At 73.4% G+C, this 18,267-nt stretch carries 15 protein-coding genes and 1 pseudogene; 2 read left to right on the top strand and 14 right to left on the bottom strand.

Annotated features, from left to right (window positions below; genetic code table 11):
* Positions 1 to 58: 58 nt before the first annotated feature.
* From ACQF4J_RS09250 to ACQF4J_RS09200, 11 genes are all read right to left on the bottom strand, one after another.
* A complete protein-coding gene (locus ACQF4J_RS09250; RefSeq protein WP_427165448.1) occupies positions 59 to 328 on the bottom strand; it encodes a hypothetical protein in 270 nt (89 codons plus the stop codon).
* Positions 329 to 555: 227 nt separating this feature from the next.
* Positions 556 to 1,203 carry a sugar transferase gene (locus tag ACQF4J_RS09245; protein WP_351803815.1) on the bottom strand — a complete coding sequence of 216 codons (648 nt, stop codon included), beginning with the start codon at positions 1,201 to 1,203 and terminating at the stop codon, positions 556 to 558.
* Positions 1,204 to 1,205: 2 nt separating this feature from the next.
* On the bottom strand, positions 1,206 to 1,868 hold the full coding sequence (locus tag ACQF4J_RS09240; RefSeq protein WP_351576735.1) for a PIG-L deacetylase family protein: 663 nt from the start codon (positions 1,866 to 1,868) through the stop codon (positions 1,206 to 1,208).
* Positions 1,865 to 2,839 (bottom strand): methionyl-tRNA formyltransferase, encoded by a 975-nt coding sequence (locus ACQF4J_RS09235; RefSeq protein WP_351803817.1) that lies wholly within the window; start codon positions 2,837 to 2,839, stop codon positions 1,865 to 1,867. Before ACQF4J_RS09235 ends, ACQF4J_RS09240 begins: the two co-directional genes overlap by 4 nt.
* Positions 2,760 to 4,187 (bottom strand): lipopolysaccharide biosynthesis protein, encoded by a 1,428-nt coding sequence (locus ACQF4J_RS09230; RefSeq protein ID WP_351803819.1) that lies wholly within the window; start codon positions 4,185 to 4,187, stop codon positions 2,760 to 2,762. Before ACQF4J_RS09230 ends, ACQF4J_RS09235 begins: the two co-directional genes overlap by 80 nt.
* The gene (locus ACQF4J_RS09225) at positions 4,184 to 5,497 is read right to left on the bottom strand and encodes an O-antigen ligase family protein (protein WP_427165447.1); all 1,314 of its coding nucleotides are present in this window, start codon (positions 5,495 to 5,497) and stop codon (positions 4,184 to 4,186) included. The genes ACQF4J_RS09230 and ACQF4J_RS09225 overlap by 4 nt, the downstream gene beginning before the upstream one ends.
* The gene (locus tag ACQF4J_RS09220) at positions 5,494 to 6,747 is read right to left on the bottom strand and encodes a phosphotransferase family protein (RefSeq protein ID WP_427165446.1); all 1,254 of its coding nucleotides are present in this window, start codon (positions 6,745 to 6,747) and stop codon (positions 5,494 to 5,496) included. The genes ACQF4J_RS09225 and ACQF4J_RS09220 overlap by 4 nt, the downstream gene beginning before the upstream one ends.
* A complete protein-coding gene (locus ACQF4J_RS09215) occupies positions 6,744 to 8,195 on the bottom strand; it encodes an RtcB family protein (protein ID WP_427165445.1) in 1,452 nt (483 codons plus the stop codon). Before ACQF4J_RS09215 ends, ACQF4J_RS09220 begins: the two co-directional genes overlap by 4 nt.
* Positions 8,196 to 8,219: 24 nt before the next feature.
* Entirely contained in the window at positions 8,220 to 9,356 is a 1,137-nt protein-coding gene (locus tag ACQF4J_RS09210; protein ID WP_427165444.1) for a glycosyltransferase, read from the bottom strand.
* Positions 9,357 to 9,370: 14 nt separating this feature from the next.
* Positions 9,371 to 10,465, bottom strand: a complete 1,095-nt coding sequence (locus ACQF4J_RS09205) for a hypothetical protein (RefSeq protein WP_427165443.1) — start codon at positions 10,463 to 10,465, stop codon at positions 9,371 to 9,373.
* Positions 10,465 to 11,853 carry a hypothetical protein gene (locus tag ACQF4J_RS09200; RefSeq protein ID WP_427165442.1) on the bottom strand — a complete coding sequence of 463 codons (1,389 nt, stop codon included), beginning with the start codon at positions 11,851 to 11,853 and terminating at the stop codon, positions 10,465 to 10,467. The genes ACQF4J_RS09205 and ACQF4J_RS09200 overlap by 1 nt, the downstream gene beginning before the upstream one ends.
* Positions 11,854 to 11,993: 140 nt before the next feature.
* Between ACQF4J_RS09200 and ACQF4J_RS09195 the strand changes: the two genes are divergently transcribed.
* Positions 11,994 to 12,791: a hypothetical protein gene (locus tag ACQF4J_RS09195; protein ID WP_427165441.1), complete on the top strand. Its 798-nt coding sequence runs from the start codon at positions 11,994 to 11,996 to the stop codon at positions 12,789 to 12,791.
* 154 nt (positions 12,792 to 12,945) lie between these two features.
* Complete coding sequence (locus ACQF4J_RS09190; RefSeq protein WP_427165440.1) at positions 12,946 to 14,844, top strand: glycoside hydrolase family 15 protein; 1,899 nt, start codon at positions 12,946 to 12,948, stop codon at positions 14,842 to 14,844.
* On the opposite strand, the pseudogene galE reads toward ACQF4J_RS09190, so the two are convergent.
* The 3 genes and pseudogenes from galE to ACQF4J_RS09175 form a co-directional block, all read right to left on the bottom strand.
* A pseudogene (galE, locus tag ACQF4J_RS09185) lies at positions 14,741 to 15,817 on the bottom strand (UDP-glucose 4-epimerase GalE); the annotation flags it as partial. The gene ACQF4J_RS09190 and the pseudogene galE overlap by 104 nt on opposite strands.
* Before the next feature lie 108 nt (positions 15,818 to 15,925).
* Positions 15,926 to 16,711, bottom strand: a complete 786-nt coding sequence (locus ACQF4J_RS09180) for a GntR family transcriptional regulator (RefSeq protein WP_351576702.1) — start codon at positions 16,709 to 16,711, stop codon at positions 15,926 to 15,928.
* A gap of 35 nt (positions 16,712 to 16,746) precedes the next feature.
* Entirely contained in the window at positions 16,747 to 18,240 is a 1,494-nt protein-coding gene (locus ACQF4J_RS09175) for a CoA-acylating methylmalonate-semialdehyde dehydrogenase (protein WP_427165439.1), read from the bottom strand.
* Positions 18,241 to 18,267: the final 27 nt, after the last annotated feature.

Raw genomic sequence — 18,267 nt, 5'->3', positions numbered from 1 at the left:
CCGGGCCGGCCGAGGCGTCAGGAGCTCTTCCGCCGGCTGATTGACACCGCCCGCGCCATCAACCCCAGGTCGCTGCGGAGCCGCCGGTCGCACAGGTACGCCCGGTCCAGGGCGAGTTGGTGTGCAACTGCAGTTCCACGTAACGCTCCTCGGCGCCGGCCGCGCCGCCCAGCTCGCCGTTCCGCCGGGGCCCGTACGCGCTGATCGTGGACAGGGCCGGTCTGCGGGCGATCTGGCATCGGGTCGAGCCTCTTGAGCCGGGCCGAGGCGGTCGCGAGCTCTTCCGCCCGCTGACCGATACAGCCCGCGCCATCAACTGCAGTTCCACGTAACGCTCCTCGGCGCCGGCCGCGCCGCCCAGCTCGCCGTCCCGCCGCGGCCCGTACGCGCTTGGTCCTGGACAGGGCCGGTCTGCGGGCGATCTCAAGAGGCCTCGACCCGGTGCCACCGCCCAGCTCGCCGTTCCGCCGCGGTCAGTACGCGCTGATCGTGGACAGGGCCAGGGCTGCGGGCGATCTGGCACCGGGTCGAGGCCTCTTGAGGCGGGCCGAGGCGTCAGGAGCTCTTCCGGCGGCTGATTGACACCGCCCGCGCCATCAGCCCCAGGTCGGCGCGGAGCCGCCGGTCGCACAGGTACGCCCGGTCCAGGGCGAGCTTGGTGTGCAACTGCAGCTCCACGTAACACTCCTCGGCGCCGGCCGCGCCGCCCAGCTCGCCGTCCCGCCGCGTCACGTACAGCGCGCCCGGGCCGACGACGCCGGGCCGCACGTCCAGCAGGCCCAGCTCGTCCCGCGTGTAGTACGGCAGGAACCGCTCGACCTCGGGACGCGGTCCGACGAGCGTCATCTCACCACGCAACACATTGACGAGCTGCGGGAGTTCGTCGAGGTGCGTCCTGCGCAGCCACCGCCCGACACGGGTCACACGGGGGTCCGCCGCGCCGCTCACGGCGGGCCCCGCACGGTCCGCACCGGCCGTCATGGAACGGAACTTGAGGATGACGAACGGCCGCAGCCCGCGGCCCACGCGCCACTGGCGGAAGAGAGCGGGGCCGCGTCCGGTGCACCGCACCAGGAGGGCCAGCACCAGCATCGGCACCAACAGGACCGGCAACAGGACCAGTGTGACGACTATGTCCACCGTGCGCCGCAGCCGGCTGTCCCCGCGCGGCTTCCCGTCGGATTCGCGTTCTTGGACCCGCATGGTCAGTTCACCTCCCGAAGTACCTGGAACGGCTCCGCGGCGGACCGCCCCACCCTGCTGCCCCAGTACGCGGCGCGTTCGCGCAGCGCCCGCAGCGAGCGCGGGTGCGGTTCGTCCCGCAGTTCCGTCTCGTAGCAGCTCATGGCCTCGATCTTGATGTCGAGGGTGGCGCTCACGTCGACGTACAGCGACGGCGTGAACGGGGGGTCGGCCGACCACCCCCACTCCGTGGACGACGGTGTCTCGAACACGGCGAACCGGCGCAGCCCGGGCAGCACATAGGGGCGGCAGGCGGTCCAGGCGGCACGGGCCACGACCCCGTGATCGGTGTTCACGTCGCCGGGGAAGTGCGTGTAGACGAGGTCCGGCCGCAGCGCGTCCACCACGGCCTCCACCCGCTGCACCACGTCGATCAGCGGCAGTGTGTCCAGTCGCTGGTCGGGCAGCGGCCACAACTGCAGCGAGGCCAGGCCGAGCAACTGCGCCGCCCGGTGCGCCGACTTCACGAGGTCCTCGGCGAGGCCCTCCCGGTAGCGGCTGGAGGCCCCCTCGGTCAGTACCACGGCATGGACCAGGTCGCCGTCCCCGACGTGCCGGGCCAACGTGGCGCCGGCACCGAGCAGTTCGTCGTCGGGGTGCGCCGCCAGCACGAGCACGGTGTTCACCGGGCCACCCCCTCGGGCCGCGGGCCCTCGCCCAGCACCCAGCGGGCCACGGCGGGAGACACCGCCGCGAACCTCGCGCCGGGCCGCAGACCGGCTCGCCGGGACCAGCGGATCGCGGGCTGCGGCGGCCGGCCCGGCCCGCCCATGGCGGTGACCAGGACGCTGCCGCCATGGGTGCCCACGAGGACGCCGGACGGCTCGACGGCGAGCACCGAACCGGGCGGGCCGCAGGGCTCGTCGCCACGGGGCGGACGGGTCCGCCACACCATCACCCGCTCGCCGTCCAGCGTGCTGAAGGCACCGGGGTACGGCGTCGTCAGCGCCCGTACCCAGTCGTGGACCGCGGGCGCCGGCCGGTCCCAGTCGAGGACTCCCATGCCGGGTGTACGGCGGGGCAGCACATCTCCTTCCCCGGGGTTCTGCGGGCGGCGCGGCGCGGTGCCGGTGAGCAGGGCGGGCAGTTGGGTCAGCAACATCTCGGCACCGGCGAGTGCCACCCGGTCGTAGACGGTGCCGCAGGTGTCGTCCGGCCCGATGGTCACCGTGCGCTGGTCGACGATGTCACCGGTGTCCGCGCCCGGGTCGAGCATCATCATGGTGTTGCCGGTGGCCGACTCGCCGCGCAGGATCGCCCAGTTGACGGGGGCCCGGCCGCGATGGCGGGGCAGCAGGGAGGCGTGGAAGCCGACGCAGCCGTGCCGTGGCACGGACAGCAGTTCGGGCCCCAGCAGCCGGGTCCAGCCGACGACGACCAGGAGATCCGGGTCCAGTGCCCTTACCCGGGCCACTGTCGCAGGGGTGTTGAGGTCGCTCTCGCGCAGCAGCGGGACGCCGGCGGCGCGCGCCGGACCGGCCAGTCCGGCCGCCCCCGACAGCCGGCCCAGGTCCTCGTCAGGCGGGGTGATCACCGCCGCGAGGCGGACCAGAGGCGAGTCCAGCAGGGCGGTCAGCGCCGCCCGGGCCTCGTGCACGGCGCCGACGAAGACGACCCGGCCGGGCCGGTCCGCGGAAGAGGACGGAACGGATGCGAAGGGCATGACGCCTCCTGCGTGCTCGGGTGTCCGGGTCGGCATCGGTGGGACCGCGCAGGACCACGACACGGGTCAGGGCCACCAGCACCACGGTGGTGACCAGGTAGGCGGCACTGGAGGCCACCGCAGCTCCGACGGCCCCGAACCGGGGGATCAGCAGCAGGTCCAGTACGACGGTGACGGCGACGCCGGCCCCCATGCCCAGGGAGTTCAGCCCAGGACGGCCGACGCCGAAGAGATACGCGGTGGACACGGCCGCCGCGCCCTCGACGGCGAGACCCACCAGCAGGATGCAGGCCGGCACGACGGCGCCCCGGAAGGCCTCGCCGTACAGCAGCGGCAGCAGGAGGACGGAGGCGCCCACCAGGGGCGGCACCAGGGCCACGGTCAGCGCCAGCGCCCGCGGCAGCAGGCGGCGCACCTCCTCGCCGGCCGCCCGCGGTCCGTCCCGTGCGAACCGCGGATAGAGCACGTAGTGCATCGCCACGGCCGGCAGCCGCATCAGCTCGGCGAACTTGGAGGCGACGGCGTACACCCCCAGCACGGCGGGCCCGGAGATCGCGCCCACGACGAGGAAGTCCAGCCGCAGGTTGACCAGCAGCAGTACGTTGCCCAGCTGGCCGCGGGCCCCGTAGCGCAGCACCTCGGCGGCCAGCGGAGCCGACGGCCGGCCCCAGCCGCGCCCGAACCCGGTGCCGGCGAGCCGGCCCAGCGAGGTGAGCGTCGCGGCCACTCCGCCGCCGAGCAGCCCGGCGACCACGGCGTCGCTGCCGCGCAGCCCGCTGCCCAGTGCCACCCCGTACGCCGGCAGGAACAGCAGCTCCTCCGCGACGATGACCAGGTTGGCGCCCCGCATGTCGGTGCGGCCCTGGCAGCAGGCCTTGCCCCACACGGTGAGCAGCTGGGTGACCACGGTGACCGCCAGCAGGGCCAGCTGCCAGCGGGGCACGGTGGGGAACCAGCCGCCCAGCAGCGGAACGGCGGCCAGCCACAGCAGCGCGCCCGCGGCCGACCCGGCGCCGGCGAGCAGCGTCAGAGTGGGACGCAGCCGCGGGTCGTCCCGGCGCCCGCCGGCCAGGAAGTAGGCGGACGCGAGCGGCAGCCCGCAGCTGACGACCACGCCGGTCAGCCAGGGCATCACCCGCAACAGCGCGTACTCGCCGAGCACCTCGGGTCCGGACAGCCGGGCGACCAGCAGACTGGCGACGAAGACCCCGCCCACCGCGCAGGCCTGGGCCACCAGGTTGCCCGCCATGCTGCGGCGCCCCAGCGCCGCGCTCCCGGTCATGGCGGACCGTCACCCCCGCCGGCCCGCCGCCCGTCCGGATCGGGCCCGGAGCCCAGTACGGCGACCAGCGCGAGCAGCATCCACAGGAAGCGGAAGTGGAGCACCTCGTAGTACGCGCCCGCCAAGGCCAGACCCACCAGCGCCGCGACGAGTCCGGCGGGCCGGCGCAGCTGGGCTGCGAAGCCCGTGCCGCGCGGGGCGCGCAGCGCCGCGGAGGACCGCCGGGCCGCCGAGGCCAGCAGCGTCACCAGGGCGATCACACCCAGCGGGCCGCGTTCGACGAGGGCCGCGAGGTAGTCGTCGTGGGCCTCCTTGGCGTACGCGAAGTCCCGGTCGGTCAGGAGCTGTTTCGTCGTGCCCGGGCCCGAACCGGTCAGCCACTGATGCTCGTACAGCTGCAGACTCTCGCGCCGCAGCGTACTGCGCTGATCGGTGCTCGCTCCGCTGCGGCCGAGCGTGTTCACCAGCTCGGTGCTCTGCGACAACTGGGCCTGGTCCTGCACGTGGGACAGCGGAGCCGCCGTGACGAGACCCACGCCGACGAGGACCACGGCCAGCCCGGCCGCGATCGCGGCGGCGGGGCCGCTGCGGCGGTACGCCCGGTACAGCGCGAGACAGACCAGACCGATGCCGAGTTCGAGGAAGCCGCCGTTGGACTGGCTGAGCAGCAGGGCCCACACCAGCACGACGTAGCCCCAGCAGCGCAGCGGCCGGGATCGCGGCCGCCCCGACGCGTACACGACGAAGACGGACACCACCCAGTACGTGGCGGCGTAGTTGGGGTCCCCGAGCGTGAACAGCTTGCGGTCGCCCTCCGTCGGGGAGATCCCCTCGATGGCTTTGACGTGCGCGAGGGTGCCGGCCACCAGGACCGTCGCCCAGAGCACGGCCCCGTACGCGAAGGACGAGGTGAACAGGCGCAGGACGCCCGGCCGGCGCGCCAGGTTGTACAGCGACACGCACCACGCGAGCAGCAGTACCTCCTTGACGAGGTTCACCAGTGAGGTGCCCGGCAGCGGGCCGGCGATGCCCGCGATGGCGCCGCTGAGCAGCAGCAGGGCCATGGCCACGGCGTACGGGGCACCGAGCCGGCGGCCGCTGGTCGCCGCCCACAGCAGGGTCGCCACCACGGTGGCCACGGTGAGCAGGTCCACCGGTGCGCTGTTGCCCGGCCCCGCGGGGCGCAGGATCGGCTGGAAGAACAACGCGGTGCAGGCGAGGAACGTCGCCGTGCGCAGCATCGGCTCCGGCCGGGTGGTGGACGGGGAGGCGGACGGCAGGAGCCGGTCCGCGGTCATGGTGGTCGTCATGCCGCCTCCTCCCTGATCAGGCGGTCGAAGGCCAGCGTCTGGGCGAGGGCGAAGTCCGGGTCCGTGGCCTCGGCGGCGACCGCGGCCAGCTCCGCGAGGACGACGTCCCGCCCGCACCCGTCGGGCAGGCCGAGGCGGCGCAGGGCCGCGGTGACGAACCCGCGGACCAGGCGCGGATACCAGCCGCTGCCCTCCAGGGCGTAGGCCAGGGCCGCCCCCGGCCGCCCGGCGACCAGCCCCGGATGGCCGGGCACCCGGCGGCCCGGCCTGGTGCGCCGGTCCAGGTACTCGCAGTAGGCCACGACGAACCGGGCGGGATCGGCGAGCGGGCTGCCGGCGGTACGGGCGTGCTCCCAGTCGACCACGCCGGAGACCCGGCCGTCGCGCACCAGCACGTTCCCGGGCCAGAAGTCCCCGTGCACGGCGGTCAGCGGCGCCGTGTACCGCCCCAACCGCAGGCGCAGCGCGTCCAGTCGGCGCCGGGCGACGGCGTTCAGGCGCGGCCCGAGCAGGTCGGTCACGTGCGGGGCGAGATCCAGCGACGCGCCGCCCCGGACGGTGGCCGACTGGAGGGCGGTCAGCCAGTGGGCGGCCGCGGTGAAGTCCGCGCGCACGGGCGCCGGCCGGGCGTGGTGCGCGGGCCGGTGGTAGGCGACGAGCATGGGCACGCCCGGCACGGCGGTGGTCGCGAGGGCCGGCAGGCCGTCGTGCCGCAGCAGCGCCAGGACGGCGGGCACCGTCGCACGGACCGCACCGAGCGGCAGGGCCGCAACGGCCCGCAGCCGGTCCGCCTCGCGGACGACGCCCGCCGCCGCGCCGGGCCCGGTCGGCACCTTCACGGCCAGCGAGGGCAGCGCCGCACCGGGCGGGAAGACCAGCAGGACGAGCCGGGCGTCCGGGTCGTGGCTGTGGTCCAGCAGCACCACGGAAGCGGCCGTGCCGAGCAGCCGGCCGACCTCGTCCGGTGCGCCGTCGCCGCGGGCCCCGACGGTCAGCCGGGGGACGCAGCGCCGTACCGCCGGAACGGACAGCGCGGCGCGGGCGGCCGGGTAGAGCCAGACGGGCAGCGGCGGCGGCACCGCCAGCAGCGTCTCGCGCACGTAGGCGAGCACCGCCGCCCGGTCCTCGGCGATCACGACCGGGTGCCGTCGGCTGGGCAGTGCCACATAGCGCCGTCCGGCGGGCAGCAGCGCGCGCCGGATCCGGTCCCGGGCGGGGGCCGTGGTCGTCGTGAGCGCCGCGTTCGTCATGACAGCACCGCGAAGGGACGCAGCCGGACGACCGGGCGGACCAGCCTGTTGCCGATGAGGATGGCCACCGCCGCGTCCACGCCGGTGTCGTCGAGCTGGGGCACGGAGCGGGGCGCGGTGCGGTCGTAGCCGAAGCGCATTGTGTGCCGGTGGCGGGGGTCGGGTCCGCTGCGGCCGCTGCGCTCGAACTCGCTGATGACACTGCCCGTTCCGTGGCAGGCGGTGTAGAGGCTGCGGTGGGCGCCCGGGGCGGGCACGCAGAGGAAGGAGGAGGTGCGGTTGGTGCCGGGCACCAGCAGCGGCTGGCCGGTGCGGGCGAAGGCGGGGTGGCCGGGCAGCATGTCCGGGGTCCAGGCGCGGGCCGCGTTGTGCCGGTGCACGAACGCCGGCCTGCCGTCGACGAGTTCCTCGTAGACGGAGTTGTGCGGGGAGTCCACGACCAGCCGCAGGGAGGCGCCGAAGGCCAGGCGGGCGAAGGCGGACAGCGAGGCGTAGGTGGCGAGCCGGTAGGCGAAGCCGTAGTTCATGGCGAGCCTTTGGGCGAGCAGCACCCGTCGGCCGTCGTCGCCGTCGACCGGCACGGACGGGCAGCCGTGCTGGAAGTAGGTCGCGTACCGCCGCCGGAGCTCGTCCCTGCTGCCTGCCCGCAGCAGATGCGAGACGGGCTTCTGTACGGCCATCTCGACGCGCAGCTGCCGGGAGGCGGCCCGCCGGCGCGCGTACAGCTCCCCGAGCTGGCCGGTGAGCACGCCGCCGCCGTTGTGGTACTGCAGGGTCACCTGACCCTGGTGCAGGCCGAGTCGTCCGGCGATCTCCGGTTCCAGTACCTCCTCGACCTCCTGGAGTTCCAGGAAGTGGGTGCTGGGGCCGATGCCGCCGAACCGCAGCCGGGCCAACTGCACACAGATCCAGGGAAGTTCACGGCGGGCGCGGGCGGCGCCGCCGTACTCCTCGACGGGCAGCCGTCCGTACTCCTCGATCCGTTCGACGTCCGCGGCGTCGATGCCGAAGCGCTCCGCGGCGAATCCGGCGCCCTCGACGGCGGCCCGCAGCACCTCGGCGCGGGAGAGTTCGAACCGCCAGGCCGGCGGGTTCGGATAGCGGTGCTTGACCCGCCGGTAGAAGTCCTCGACGGCGCTCGCGGAGGGCCTCGGCACGTCCAGTGCGGCCAGTGCCATCCCGCAGTTGAGGGCGGCGTCGGTCAGGGCGGGCCGGATCGCTCCCCGGGTGGCCACCGCGATGCTGGACGGCATCTCGGACTTGCCCTTGTGGCAGAAGTCCGGCAGTACCACCGGCGGGGCGGCCAGGTCGGCCGTCTCGGTGCCCTCGCGGACCCGGTCCAGCAGCTCGGGGTCGGCGGGTGCCGCGGCACTGTCGAACACGGTCAGGCCGGCCCGGGAGCCGGTGTCGGGGCCGTGTTGTGGTCCGCTGATGATGTCGACGCGCACGGTGACTCCTCGGGTGCGGGACGGTCAGGTCTGGGGTGCGTGCGGTGGCGCGTAGGCGTCGGCCAGTTCCTCGCCGAGCGCCTTGGTTCCGAAGCCGTCGCCGATGCGCGCGCGGGCCTCGGCGGCGAACCGGGCCGCCTCGCCGGGGTGGTCCAGCAGGTGGGCGACGGCACGGGCGAGCAGGTCGGGCCGTTGCGGGGGCACGAGCACCCCGGTGCGGCCCGGTACGACCACGTCCGGTACGGAGTTGACGGCCGTGGCCACGACGGGCACGCCGCTCACCATCGCCTCGACGATCGCGACGGGGAGCCCCTCGTACCGGCTCGGGAGCGCGAACACGTCGAAGGCGGGCAGCAGTTCCGGTACGTCGGCGCGCTCCCCGGCGAACACCACGGGAGCCCGCTCACGATCCGCCAACTCCATGACGTCGCGCGCGAGTTCGCCGCCGCCGATCCACACGCCCGTCACGTCCGGCCGGCGCAGGCCGGCGAGCGCGTGGACGAAGGCCTCGGGGTGCTTCTGGTAGGAGAGCCGCCCCACGGCCCCCACGACCATTCCCTCCGCGGGCAGGCCGAGCGCCTCGCGGGCGCGCGCCCGGGTGGCCGGGGTTCGCACGGGGGCGTCCAGGTCCACGGGGACGCCGATGGTCCGCACGCGCTCGGGGCGCACCAGGCCGCGCCGCACCACCTCGACGGAGACGGCGGAACCCACGCACAGGGCCACGTCGGTGAACCGGCCGACATGGCGCTCGACGCGCACGTAGGCGCCGCGCCGCGCCGCCGACTGGAACTCGTGGTAGGGCAGCCCGTGGAAGGTGTGGACGATGCGCGGTACGCCGGTCCGGTGGGCCGCCAGCCGGCCCAGCGCGCCGGCCTTGGCGCTGTGCGTGTGCACGATGTGGAAGCCGCGCCGGGCGAACAGGCCGGTCAGCCGGCGCAGGGCCGTGAGGTCGTCGGCGGGTGCGATCGGCGAGCGCAGCGCGGGTACGACGAGGACCTCGACACCGGCGTCGGCGGCGAGGCCGAGCAGCCGGTCGCCGCTGCCGGTGATGACGGTCGGCCGGAACACGGCCGGGTCCAGGGCCTGCGCCCCACGCAGGGCGACGATGCCGGCCCCGGCCTCCAACCGTGTGACCACGGTGGCCACCTGCAGTCTCTTCACGGGGTGCCTCCCGTTCATGACGGCGCCTCGGCGGTCTCGGGCGTCTCGGCGGTGTCGCGCGTCTCGGCGGTCTCGGGCGCCGTGGCGCTCTCGGTCATGCCGGTCGTGCCGGTCGCGAGGGCGTACAGCGCGGCGAGGCCTTCCTCGGGCGAGTCGCCCAGGACGAGCTCGTGGGCCGGGAGGCGCCGGGCGATCCGGTCGGCGACCTCCGCGACCGGTGGATGGGCGGGGCCCAGGCCGGTGCCCAGTGCGAGGGCGGCCGCGAAGGGCCAGTAGCGGCGCAGTTCCCCGGCCAGATAAGTGGCGGCGACCAGTGCGCGGGCCGCCTGAGCGGGGTGCAGCGGCCGTACGGCGGGGCGGCCCGAGGGCGTACGGCGCAGCAGGACGAGCCGGTCGGGGCGCAGGCTCTCCACTCGTCCGGGCAGCGGACGTTCGGTGCGTCCGTAGGCCATGCGGCGGCCGCCGTCCCCCTCGACGCGTACCGGTTCGACCAGCCCGAAGCAGTCTCCGCCGTCGGTGACGCAGAGGTTGTCGGAGACCGTGCGACCGCCCGCCGCGACCGCGCCCAGCAGCAGCGTGGAGCGGCCCGCACCGCCCGGCCCGGCCAGCAGCGGCACCGAGCCGACGGCGCCGGGTGGGGCCTCCGGCGACGCGGAGGAGCCGAGGGCGACCGGGGACGCGTGCAGGGGTGTCCGGCCACGGCAGCCCGCCCACCACAGCGCCGGGTACTGCAGCAGCACGGCCCTGGCCAGCAGATGGAAGCGGGACCGCAGCAGCCGCGCGGCCGCCCGCTCGCGGACCGGCGGCCGCCACCGCGCCGTCACCTCCAACCGGCCGTCGGTGACCGCCACCCGCAGGTCGAAGCCGCTGCCGCAGGCGTTGGCCAGCACGACCGCGCCGTCCTTGGCATGCCCTCCCCGGGTGAGCACGGCCCAGCCGCGCACGTCGAAGGGAGCGTGCCGCGACTCCACCACGACGTGCACATCGGCTCGCGCTCCCTCGGGGGACCGCCAGGCCCGGTCACCGCCCTCGGTCAGCAGCCGCGCGAGGGAGGCCGAGTCGCAGTCGACCAGGAGGCGCTCTCCGGCCTGGAGGAGCAGGGCGCGCATCACGTCCGCTCCGTCCGCTCCGTGTCGGCACCGCGCGGCCGTACGGGATCGCCGAGGACGCCGATGACCGGCCAGCCGGTCGTGGCCACCAGGTTGCGTACCCGGCTCAGCTCGGCGTGCGAGGGAAGATCCGGCTCCACGGGGACCAGGACGTGCGGGGCGGGGTCGGTGGCGTCGTCCACCTCGTGCAGGGCGCGAACGCTGAGCGAGCGGGTGGCGTTGTGGGTCACGCGGCTCTGCTCGGCGACCCGGCCGTCCGCCAGGGCCGTGGCGGTGTGCCCCGGGCTCGTCCGCAGCCACTCAGGGAGTTCGCGGCCATGATTGTCCCCCGTCTTCGGGCCCGTGGGGTACGGCTCGCCGGCGTCGGCGCCGGAAGCCGCCGGCCCGGTCTCGTCCGGGCCGCGGACGCTCGTGAGCCGTGTCTGGAGTGCTCGGGCGAGGAGGGCGAGACGCTCCTCGCCGCCCGGCCCGGTCAGCACGACCGTGCCCGCGCCCGCCCGGGCGGCGGCCCGGCGCAGCGCCACGACGGACTCGGCATCGGTCTCCGGGGCATCGCGGCCACCGCGGGCGGGCCTCGGCAGGCGGCCCAGCACCGGCGCGTCGAACTCCCGGGCGAACGCGCTCTGCCCGGGCACGTGCGGTCGCACCACCTCCAGCAGCGACACCGCCAGCAGGCCGGCCACCAGGCCGATGGCACCGGCGAGCACCAGCCCGGTGGCGGTGAGTGCGGGCAGCCGCACCGCGTCACTGGCCGAGGACAGCAGGGAGGCCGTGCGGTCCCCGAGGCCCGCGGCCTGCGCCGCGCGCAGGGACCCCTGGACGTCGAGGATCTGCTGGTCCAGGGCGCCGAGCTTGGCCGTGAGTTGCCCGGACTGGGCCGGGCTGGTGGCCTGCGGGAGCTGGGCGGCGATGCGTGTGCGCTGCTCCTGGAGCGTGTTCTCACGGTCGGTCAGCTGGGTGACCAGGAGGTTTCCGGTGCCGTTGAAGAAGTGCACCAGTTGCTCCGACACCGCGCCGGCGAGCTTCTCCGCCGTTCGCGGATCGCGGTCGGTCACCTCGATGTTGAACACGGAGCTGCCGCCCAGCCGGGAGATCCGGATCTCGCGGGCCACCCGGCCCTGGGTGCGGTCGGTGACCTTCGCCTGCTTCAGGGCCGGCTTGATGACCGAACCACTGGTGGCGACGGCCTTCACCCGGCTGAGCATGGCGTTGGCCTGGACGTCCGTCTGGGGCAGCGTGGCCGAAGCCTGGATGCGCGCCCGTGAGACGTAGGTGCGTGCGTTGCCGAACTCGAGGGCTCCTACGACGAGTATCGGCAGGACGATGAACAGGACGAGCACCCGCCAGTGACCACCGGCGGTGCGGCGCAGAGTCTCGTTGAATTCCATCGTGCGTCCTCAGTAGGATCACAATCTGTTGTCTGAATTGCCGGATAAGTCCTTATCGCCCAGTGGGCGGGGGAGGGGCACCGATGGGCGGGCCCGACACTCGGCGCGGACGGTGGTGGCGCGGGTGTCGCGCCACTCTGGTGGCCGTTCTCCTGGTGGCGCTGACGCTCTCCTGCCAGACAGGGCGGGGCGAGCGGGGCGCCGAGTTCCGCTCCGTGGCGCTGAACACGGCGGATCCGGTCACGGTGCGCTACGGCTACTCGCTGGTCGACGTCACGCCCGAACGGGTCGCGAAGATCACCACCGACCAGCGCGCGCTGGTGTGGCTCGGCGGGTACGACAAGGTCCGCTGCCGCTGGCACTGGACCGACGCCCAGGTCAAAGAGCGCTTCGCGCGCTACGGTCTGGCGCGCTCCTCGCGGATCGCCGGCTACTTCGTGGCGGACGAACCCAACACGAACCTCAACTGCCCCCGAGCCGCCGTCGAGGTCCGCGCCCGCTCGGCGCTCGTACGCTCTCTCGACCCGGACACCCGCCGCTTCACCGTCGTGAACGTCGACGACCCGAACCAGTTCGCCGCCTTCCGGGGTGCGGCGGACGTGATGAGCGTCGACGTCTACCCCTGTCTGGTGGGCAAGCCGTGTGACTGGTCGCGGATCCCGTACGCGCTCTCCCGTCTGCGTGCGGCGGGGGTCACCCGCTACATGGGCATGCTCCAGGCCTTCTCCTTCGCGCAGTGGCGCTGGCCGACGGCCGCGGAGCTGACCGGCATGATCGCGCAGTGGCAGCGCTCCGACTGGGAGGGTCAGCTCACCTTCTCCTGGCAGTACAAGGGGGGTCGGCTGGCCGACCACCCGGAACTGCTCCGAGTGCTGAAGAGGCTGAACCAGGCACCGCACGAGGCGTTCCCACTTCCCGGTGTGAGCGGCCGAACCTGAGGTCCGGCGTCGTACGTTTACGACGTATATATACACTTTCGGACGCTTTGGCGCTGGCGTCAACCCGGGCAGTTGACCGGAATCACCTAAAAGGTGATGATGTACGTATACATCGTAAACCTCTCATTCTCTCCATGAGAGGAGTCCGCCTCCCATGAGCGCGCCCATCGAGGACTACGCCCTCCTCAGTGACATGGAGACCGCTGCCTTGGTCGGCCGGGACGGCTCGGTCGACTGGCTGTGTCTGCCGCGGTTCGACTCGCCCGCCTGTCTGGCCTCGCTGCTGGGCGGCCCGGACAACGGCCGCTGGAGCGTCGCGCCCCTCGGCGGCGGCCCCTGTACGCGGCGCGCCTACCGGCCCGACACGCTGGTTCTGGAGTCGGTCTGGGAGACGCCGACCGGGACCGTGCGGGTCACCGACTTCATGCCGCCCCGGGCCGGACTGCCGAGCCTCGTGCGGCTGGTGGAGGGGCTGTCGGGTGCCGTACGCATGCGCAGCGAGCTGCGACTGCGCTTTCACCAGGGCCGCGTCGTGCCCTGGATCCGGGCTGTCGACCGGTGTGCGGTGGCGGTCGCCGGTCCGGACGCCGTATGGCTGGGCGTCGACGGGCCCGTGGGGGCGGGCGGAGCCGGGGACGCCTCGGTGTGCGAGTTCACGGTGCAGGCCGGACGGCGGTTGGCGCTGACCCTGGCGTGGGCGCCCTCGCACCTGCCGGAGCCGCCCGCGCCGCTCGCCGTGCCCGCCGAGACGCTCCTGAAGGAGACCCGCGACTTCTGGCGCCGATGGGCTGCCCGGAGCAGTTACGAGGGGCCGTGGCGGGACGCCGTGATGCGATCGCTGATCACGGTGAAGGCCCTGACCTTCGCTCCCACGGGTGCCATCGTCGCCGCCCCCACCACCTCCCTGCCGGGCCACGTCGGAGGCGAACGCAACTGGGACTACCGCTACTGCTGGCTGCGCGACTCCACCCGCGCCCTGCACTGTCTGCTGCACAGCGGCTACCGCGAGGAGGCCGCCGCCTGGGTCGACTGGCTGGTGCGGGCGGTCGCCGGCGACCCCGCGGACCTGCAGGCCGTGTACGGCGTGGGCGGACAGCGGCTGCTGCCGGAGACCGAGGCCCCATGGCTGCCGGGCTACGAGGGCTCGCAGCCCGTTCGTCTCGGCAACTCGGCGGCACACTGCTTCCAGTTGGACGTCTACGGTGAGGTGCTCGACGCCTTCTGCACGTCGCTGAGGGCCGGCATCCCGATGCCGGCCCATGTGTGGGACCTGGTGGAGGCGATGATGGGCTACCTGCAGCGGCACTGGCGCGAACCGGACCAGGGTGTGTGGCAGGTGCGCGGTGAACGACGGCAGTTCGTCCACTCCAAGGTCATGGTCTGGGTGGCCGCCGACCGGGCCCTGCGCATGGGGCGGATGCTCGGGCGCAACGGGTCCTCGGGGGAGTGGCGGGCCCTTCGCGACCGGGTGCGCCGCCAGGTCTGCCAGGAGGGGTGGGACCCCGTGCAGAGGTCCTTCGTCCAGTCCTACGGCTCATCCACCCTGGACGCCTCGGCCCTGCTGATGCCCCGGCTCGGCTTCCTGTCCTGCCGGGACGAGCGGATGCGCGCCACCGTCCGGGCGATGGAGCGTCTGCGGCACGGGGACTTCCTGCGGCGGTACGCGTCCGCCGGCGGCGGCACGCAGTCCGTGGACGGCGTCCGCGGCCCGGAGGCGGCGTTCGTGTCCTGCTCGCTGTGGTACGCCGACGCCCTCGCCGTCACCGGACGGGTCGAACAGGCCCGGGAGGCCTTCGAGCGGGTCCTCGCCGTCCGCAACGACGTCGGTCTGCTCTCGGAACAGTGGGATCCGGTCGCGGGGCGCCAGCTGGGCAACGCGCCCAAGGCCTTCAGTCACATCGCCCTGATCGAGACGGCGCTCACGGTCGGTGCGGCGGGCGCTGATCGTGCGCCGGGTCGGAATGACCGTGCCGGTTCAGCTTCTGGAACCGCAGCGCGTCCCGGCACATGTCGGCCAGTCCGCGGGTCGGCCGCCACCCCCAGGCCCGGGTGACCGCGCTCGTGTCCGGGACCAGCGTGGCGATGTCGCCGGGACGGCGCGCGGCGATCTCGTACGGCACCTGGACGCCGGTCGACCCGGCGAAGGTGGTGAGCACGTCGAGCACCGAACTGCCCTGCCCCAGGCCGAGGTTGTACACGTGCATGCCCGGTGCGTCGACGAGGTGGTCCAGCGCCGTGCGGTGCCCCTCGACGAGGTCCATGACATGGATGTAGTCGCGGACCCCGGTGCCGTCGGGGGTGGGGTAGTCCCCGCCGAAGACGGGCAGCCGGGCCCATCGGCCGACGGCGACCTGGGTCACGTACGGCATCAGGTTGCCGGGGACACCCGGCGGGTCCTCGCCGAGCAGCCCGCTCGGGTGCGCGCCCGCCGGGTTGGCGTAGCGCAGGCACAGGACCGTGTACTCGGGACGGCGGTCACAGACGTCGGCCAGGATCTGTTCGCACAACCATTTCGAGGCGGCGTACGGGGTGACGGGACGGGGCGGGGTGGTCTCGTCGAGCGGATCGGGGCCGGCGTCGCCGTAGACCGAGCACGAGGAGGAGAACACCATCCGGTGCACCCCGTGCTCGTGCATGGTCCGCAGCAGGGACGTGGTACCGCCCACGTTGGTGTCGTAGTACTCGACCGGTGAGACCAGCGACTCGCTCGCGGACTTGCGTGCGGCGAAGTGCATGACGGCGTCCACCGCGTGCCGGTCGAACACCGCCGACAGGGCGCGCCGGTCGCGGATGTCCAACTCGTAGAAGGCGCCCACGAACCGGCCGGCGATCTGCTCCACCCGGGCGAAGACCTGCGGGGTGCTGTTGGTGTAGTCGTCGACCACGATCACCTCGTAGCCGTGGTCGAGGAGTTCGACGCAGGCGTGGCTGCCGACGAAGCCGGCGCCGCCGGTCACGAGGACGGTGGACGGAGCCCAGGGGTACTCGACCCCCGGGCGTGCCCGTGTCTGCCGGTTCTCGTCCACGGTGCCTCACCGGCTGCTGAGGTGACGACGTATGTTTACGACGTATACACGACTGTGCGCCTCCTGTCACCCCCGAGTCAAGGGCGATCGGGGAGGGAACGGGTCGGTTCAGGGCCTGACCAACAGCTGGAAGTCGAAGGCGTAGCGCGACGCCCGGTAGATGTGGCTCCCGTACTCCACCGGCCGTCCTGTGTCGTCGTACGCAGTGCGCTGCATGGTCAGTACGGCGGCCCCCTCCTGTTCGTCGAGGCGGGAGGCCTCGTCGGCCGTGGCGGAGCGGGCGCCGATGGTCTGGCGGGCGCTGTGCAGGGTGATGCCGGCGGTGCGCATCATGCGGTACAGGCCCGTCGCCTCCAGGCGTTCGGAGTCGAGGTCGAGCAGCGTCGCCGGCAGGTAGTTGCACAGCAGTGCCACCGGCTGGCCGTGGGTGAGGCGCAGCCGCTCCAGGACGATCACCTCGCTGCCCTCGGCGACGCCGAGCGCGGCCGCCACCTCCGGTGCGGCGGGCCGGCGCTCGTTGCGCACCACCTGGGTGGTCGGGCCCTGGCCGGCCGCCTCCAGGTCGTCGTAGAGGCTGGAGAGCTCCAGCGGACGCTTGACCTGGCTGTGGACGACCTGGGTGCCCACGCCTCGGCGGCGCACCAGCAGGCCCTTGTCGACCAGGGACTGGATGGCCTGGCGGACCGTTGGTCTGGACAGGCCCAGACGGGTCGAGAGGTCGATCTCGTTGCCCAGGAGGTTCCCCGGGGCGAGGACCCCGTGCTCGATGGCCGCCTCCAGTTGCTGGGCGAGCTGGTAGTACAGCGGCACCGGACTGCCCCGGTCCAGGGCGAAGTCCAGGGAGTCGAGCGCGGGGGCGTTCGCGGCACGGGTCGCGCCACGGGTCCTCGCCATGGACGTACCTCCCTCCGAGAGGAGTTGACGAACTGTCAGGAGTGGCTGGGGAAACCGAGGTTGATGCCCGCGTCGGCCGGGTCGGGCCAGCGCGTGGTGATCACCTTGCCCTGGGTGTAGAAGGCGATGCCGTCGTTTCCGTAGATGTGCAGGTCGCCGAAGAGGGAGTCCTTCCAGCCGCCGAAGGAGTGGTGGCCGACGGGCACGGGGATCGGCACGTTCACGCCGACCATGCCCGCCTTGACCTCCAGCTGGAAGCGGCGGGCGGCGCCGCCGTCCCGGGTGAAGATCGCGGTGCCGTTGCCCCAGCGGGAGTCGTTGATCAGCTTTATGGCCTCGTCGTACGACTCCGCCCGTACCACCGCCAGGACGGGGCCGAAGATCTCGTCCCGGTACGCGTCCGCCGTCAGCGGCACCCTGTCGAGCAGCGAGACACCGAGGAAGAAGCCGTCCTCGTGGCCCTCGACCGTGTATCCGGTGCCGTCGACCACGACCTCGGCGCCCTGCTCGGCGGCGCCCGTCACGTACGACGCCACCCTGTCGCGGTGCTCGCGCGTGATGAGCGGGCCCATCTCGGAGGAGGGGTCGTCGCCGGGGCCGATCCTCAGGTTCTTGGCCCGCTCGGCGATCTTGGCGACCAGTTCGTCGCCCGTGTCGCCGACGGCGACCACGACCGACACCGCCATGCAGCGCTCGCCCGCCGAGCCGTAGGCCGCGTTGATCGCCTGGTCGGCGGCGAAGTCCAGGTCGGCGTCCGGGAGCACGAGCATGTGGTTCTTGGCGCCGCCCAGGGCCTGCACGCGCTTGCCGTGCTCGACCGCCTTCAGCTGGATGTACTTCGCGATCGGCGTCGAGCCGACGAAGGACACCGCCTCGACGTCCGGGTGCTCCAACAGGCGGTCCACGGCCACCTTGTCGCCCTGCACGATGTTGAGCACCCCGTCCGGCAGGCCCGCTTCGGCGGCCAGTTCGGCCAGCCGGAAGGAGGCCGACGGGTCCTTCTCACTCGGCTTGAGCACGAAGGTGTTCCCGCACGCGATGGCGAGCGGGAACATCCACATCGGCACCATGGCCGGGAAGTTGAACGGCGTGATGCCCGCGACCACACCCAGCGGCTGACGGATCGAGGCGACGTCGACACGGGTGGAGACCTGCGTCGACAGCTCGCCCTTGAGCTGCACGCTGATCCCGCAGGCCAGCTCCACGATCTCCATGCCGCGCGCGACCTCGCCGAGCGCGTCGGAGTGCACCTTGCCGTGCTCGGCGGTGATCAGCTCGGCGATCTCGTCGCGGTGGGCGTCCAGCAGCTCGCGGTACTTGAACAGGACCGCCGTGCGCCTGGCCAGCGAGGAGGTGCCCCAGGTCTCGAAGGCGGCCTTCGCGGCGGCCACGGCGGCGTCCACCTCGTCGACGGTGGCGAACCCGACCTGCTTCTCCTGCGCGCCGGTCGCCGGGTTGAACACGGCGCCGTGGCGGCCGGAGGCGGACTCGACGGGCTTGCCGCCGATCCAGTGAGTGATGGTCTTCATGGTGCGAGGGCCTTTCGGGGACAGGGG

Source organism: Streptomyces sp. C1-1 (genome assembly GCF_050214755.1).
In the GTDB taxonomy this organism is placed as follows: domain Bacteria; phylum Actinomycetota; class Actinomycetes; order Streptomycetales; family Streptomycetaceae; genus Streptomyces.
The sequence above is the reverse complement of the archived record's forward strand: the minus strand, read 5'-3'. Positions and strand labels throughout refer to the sequence as shown.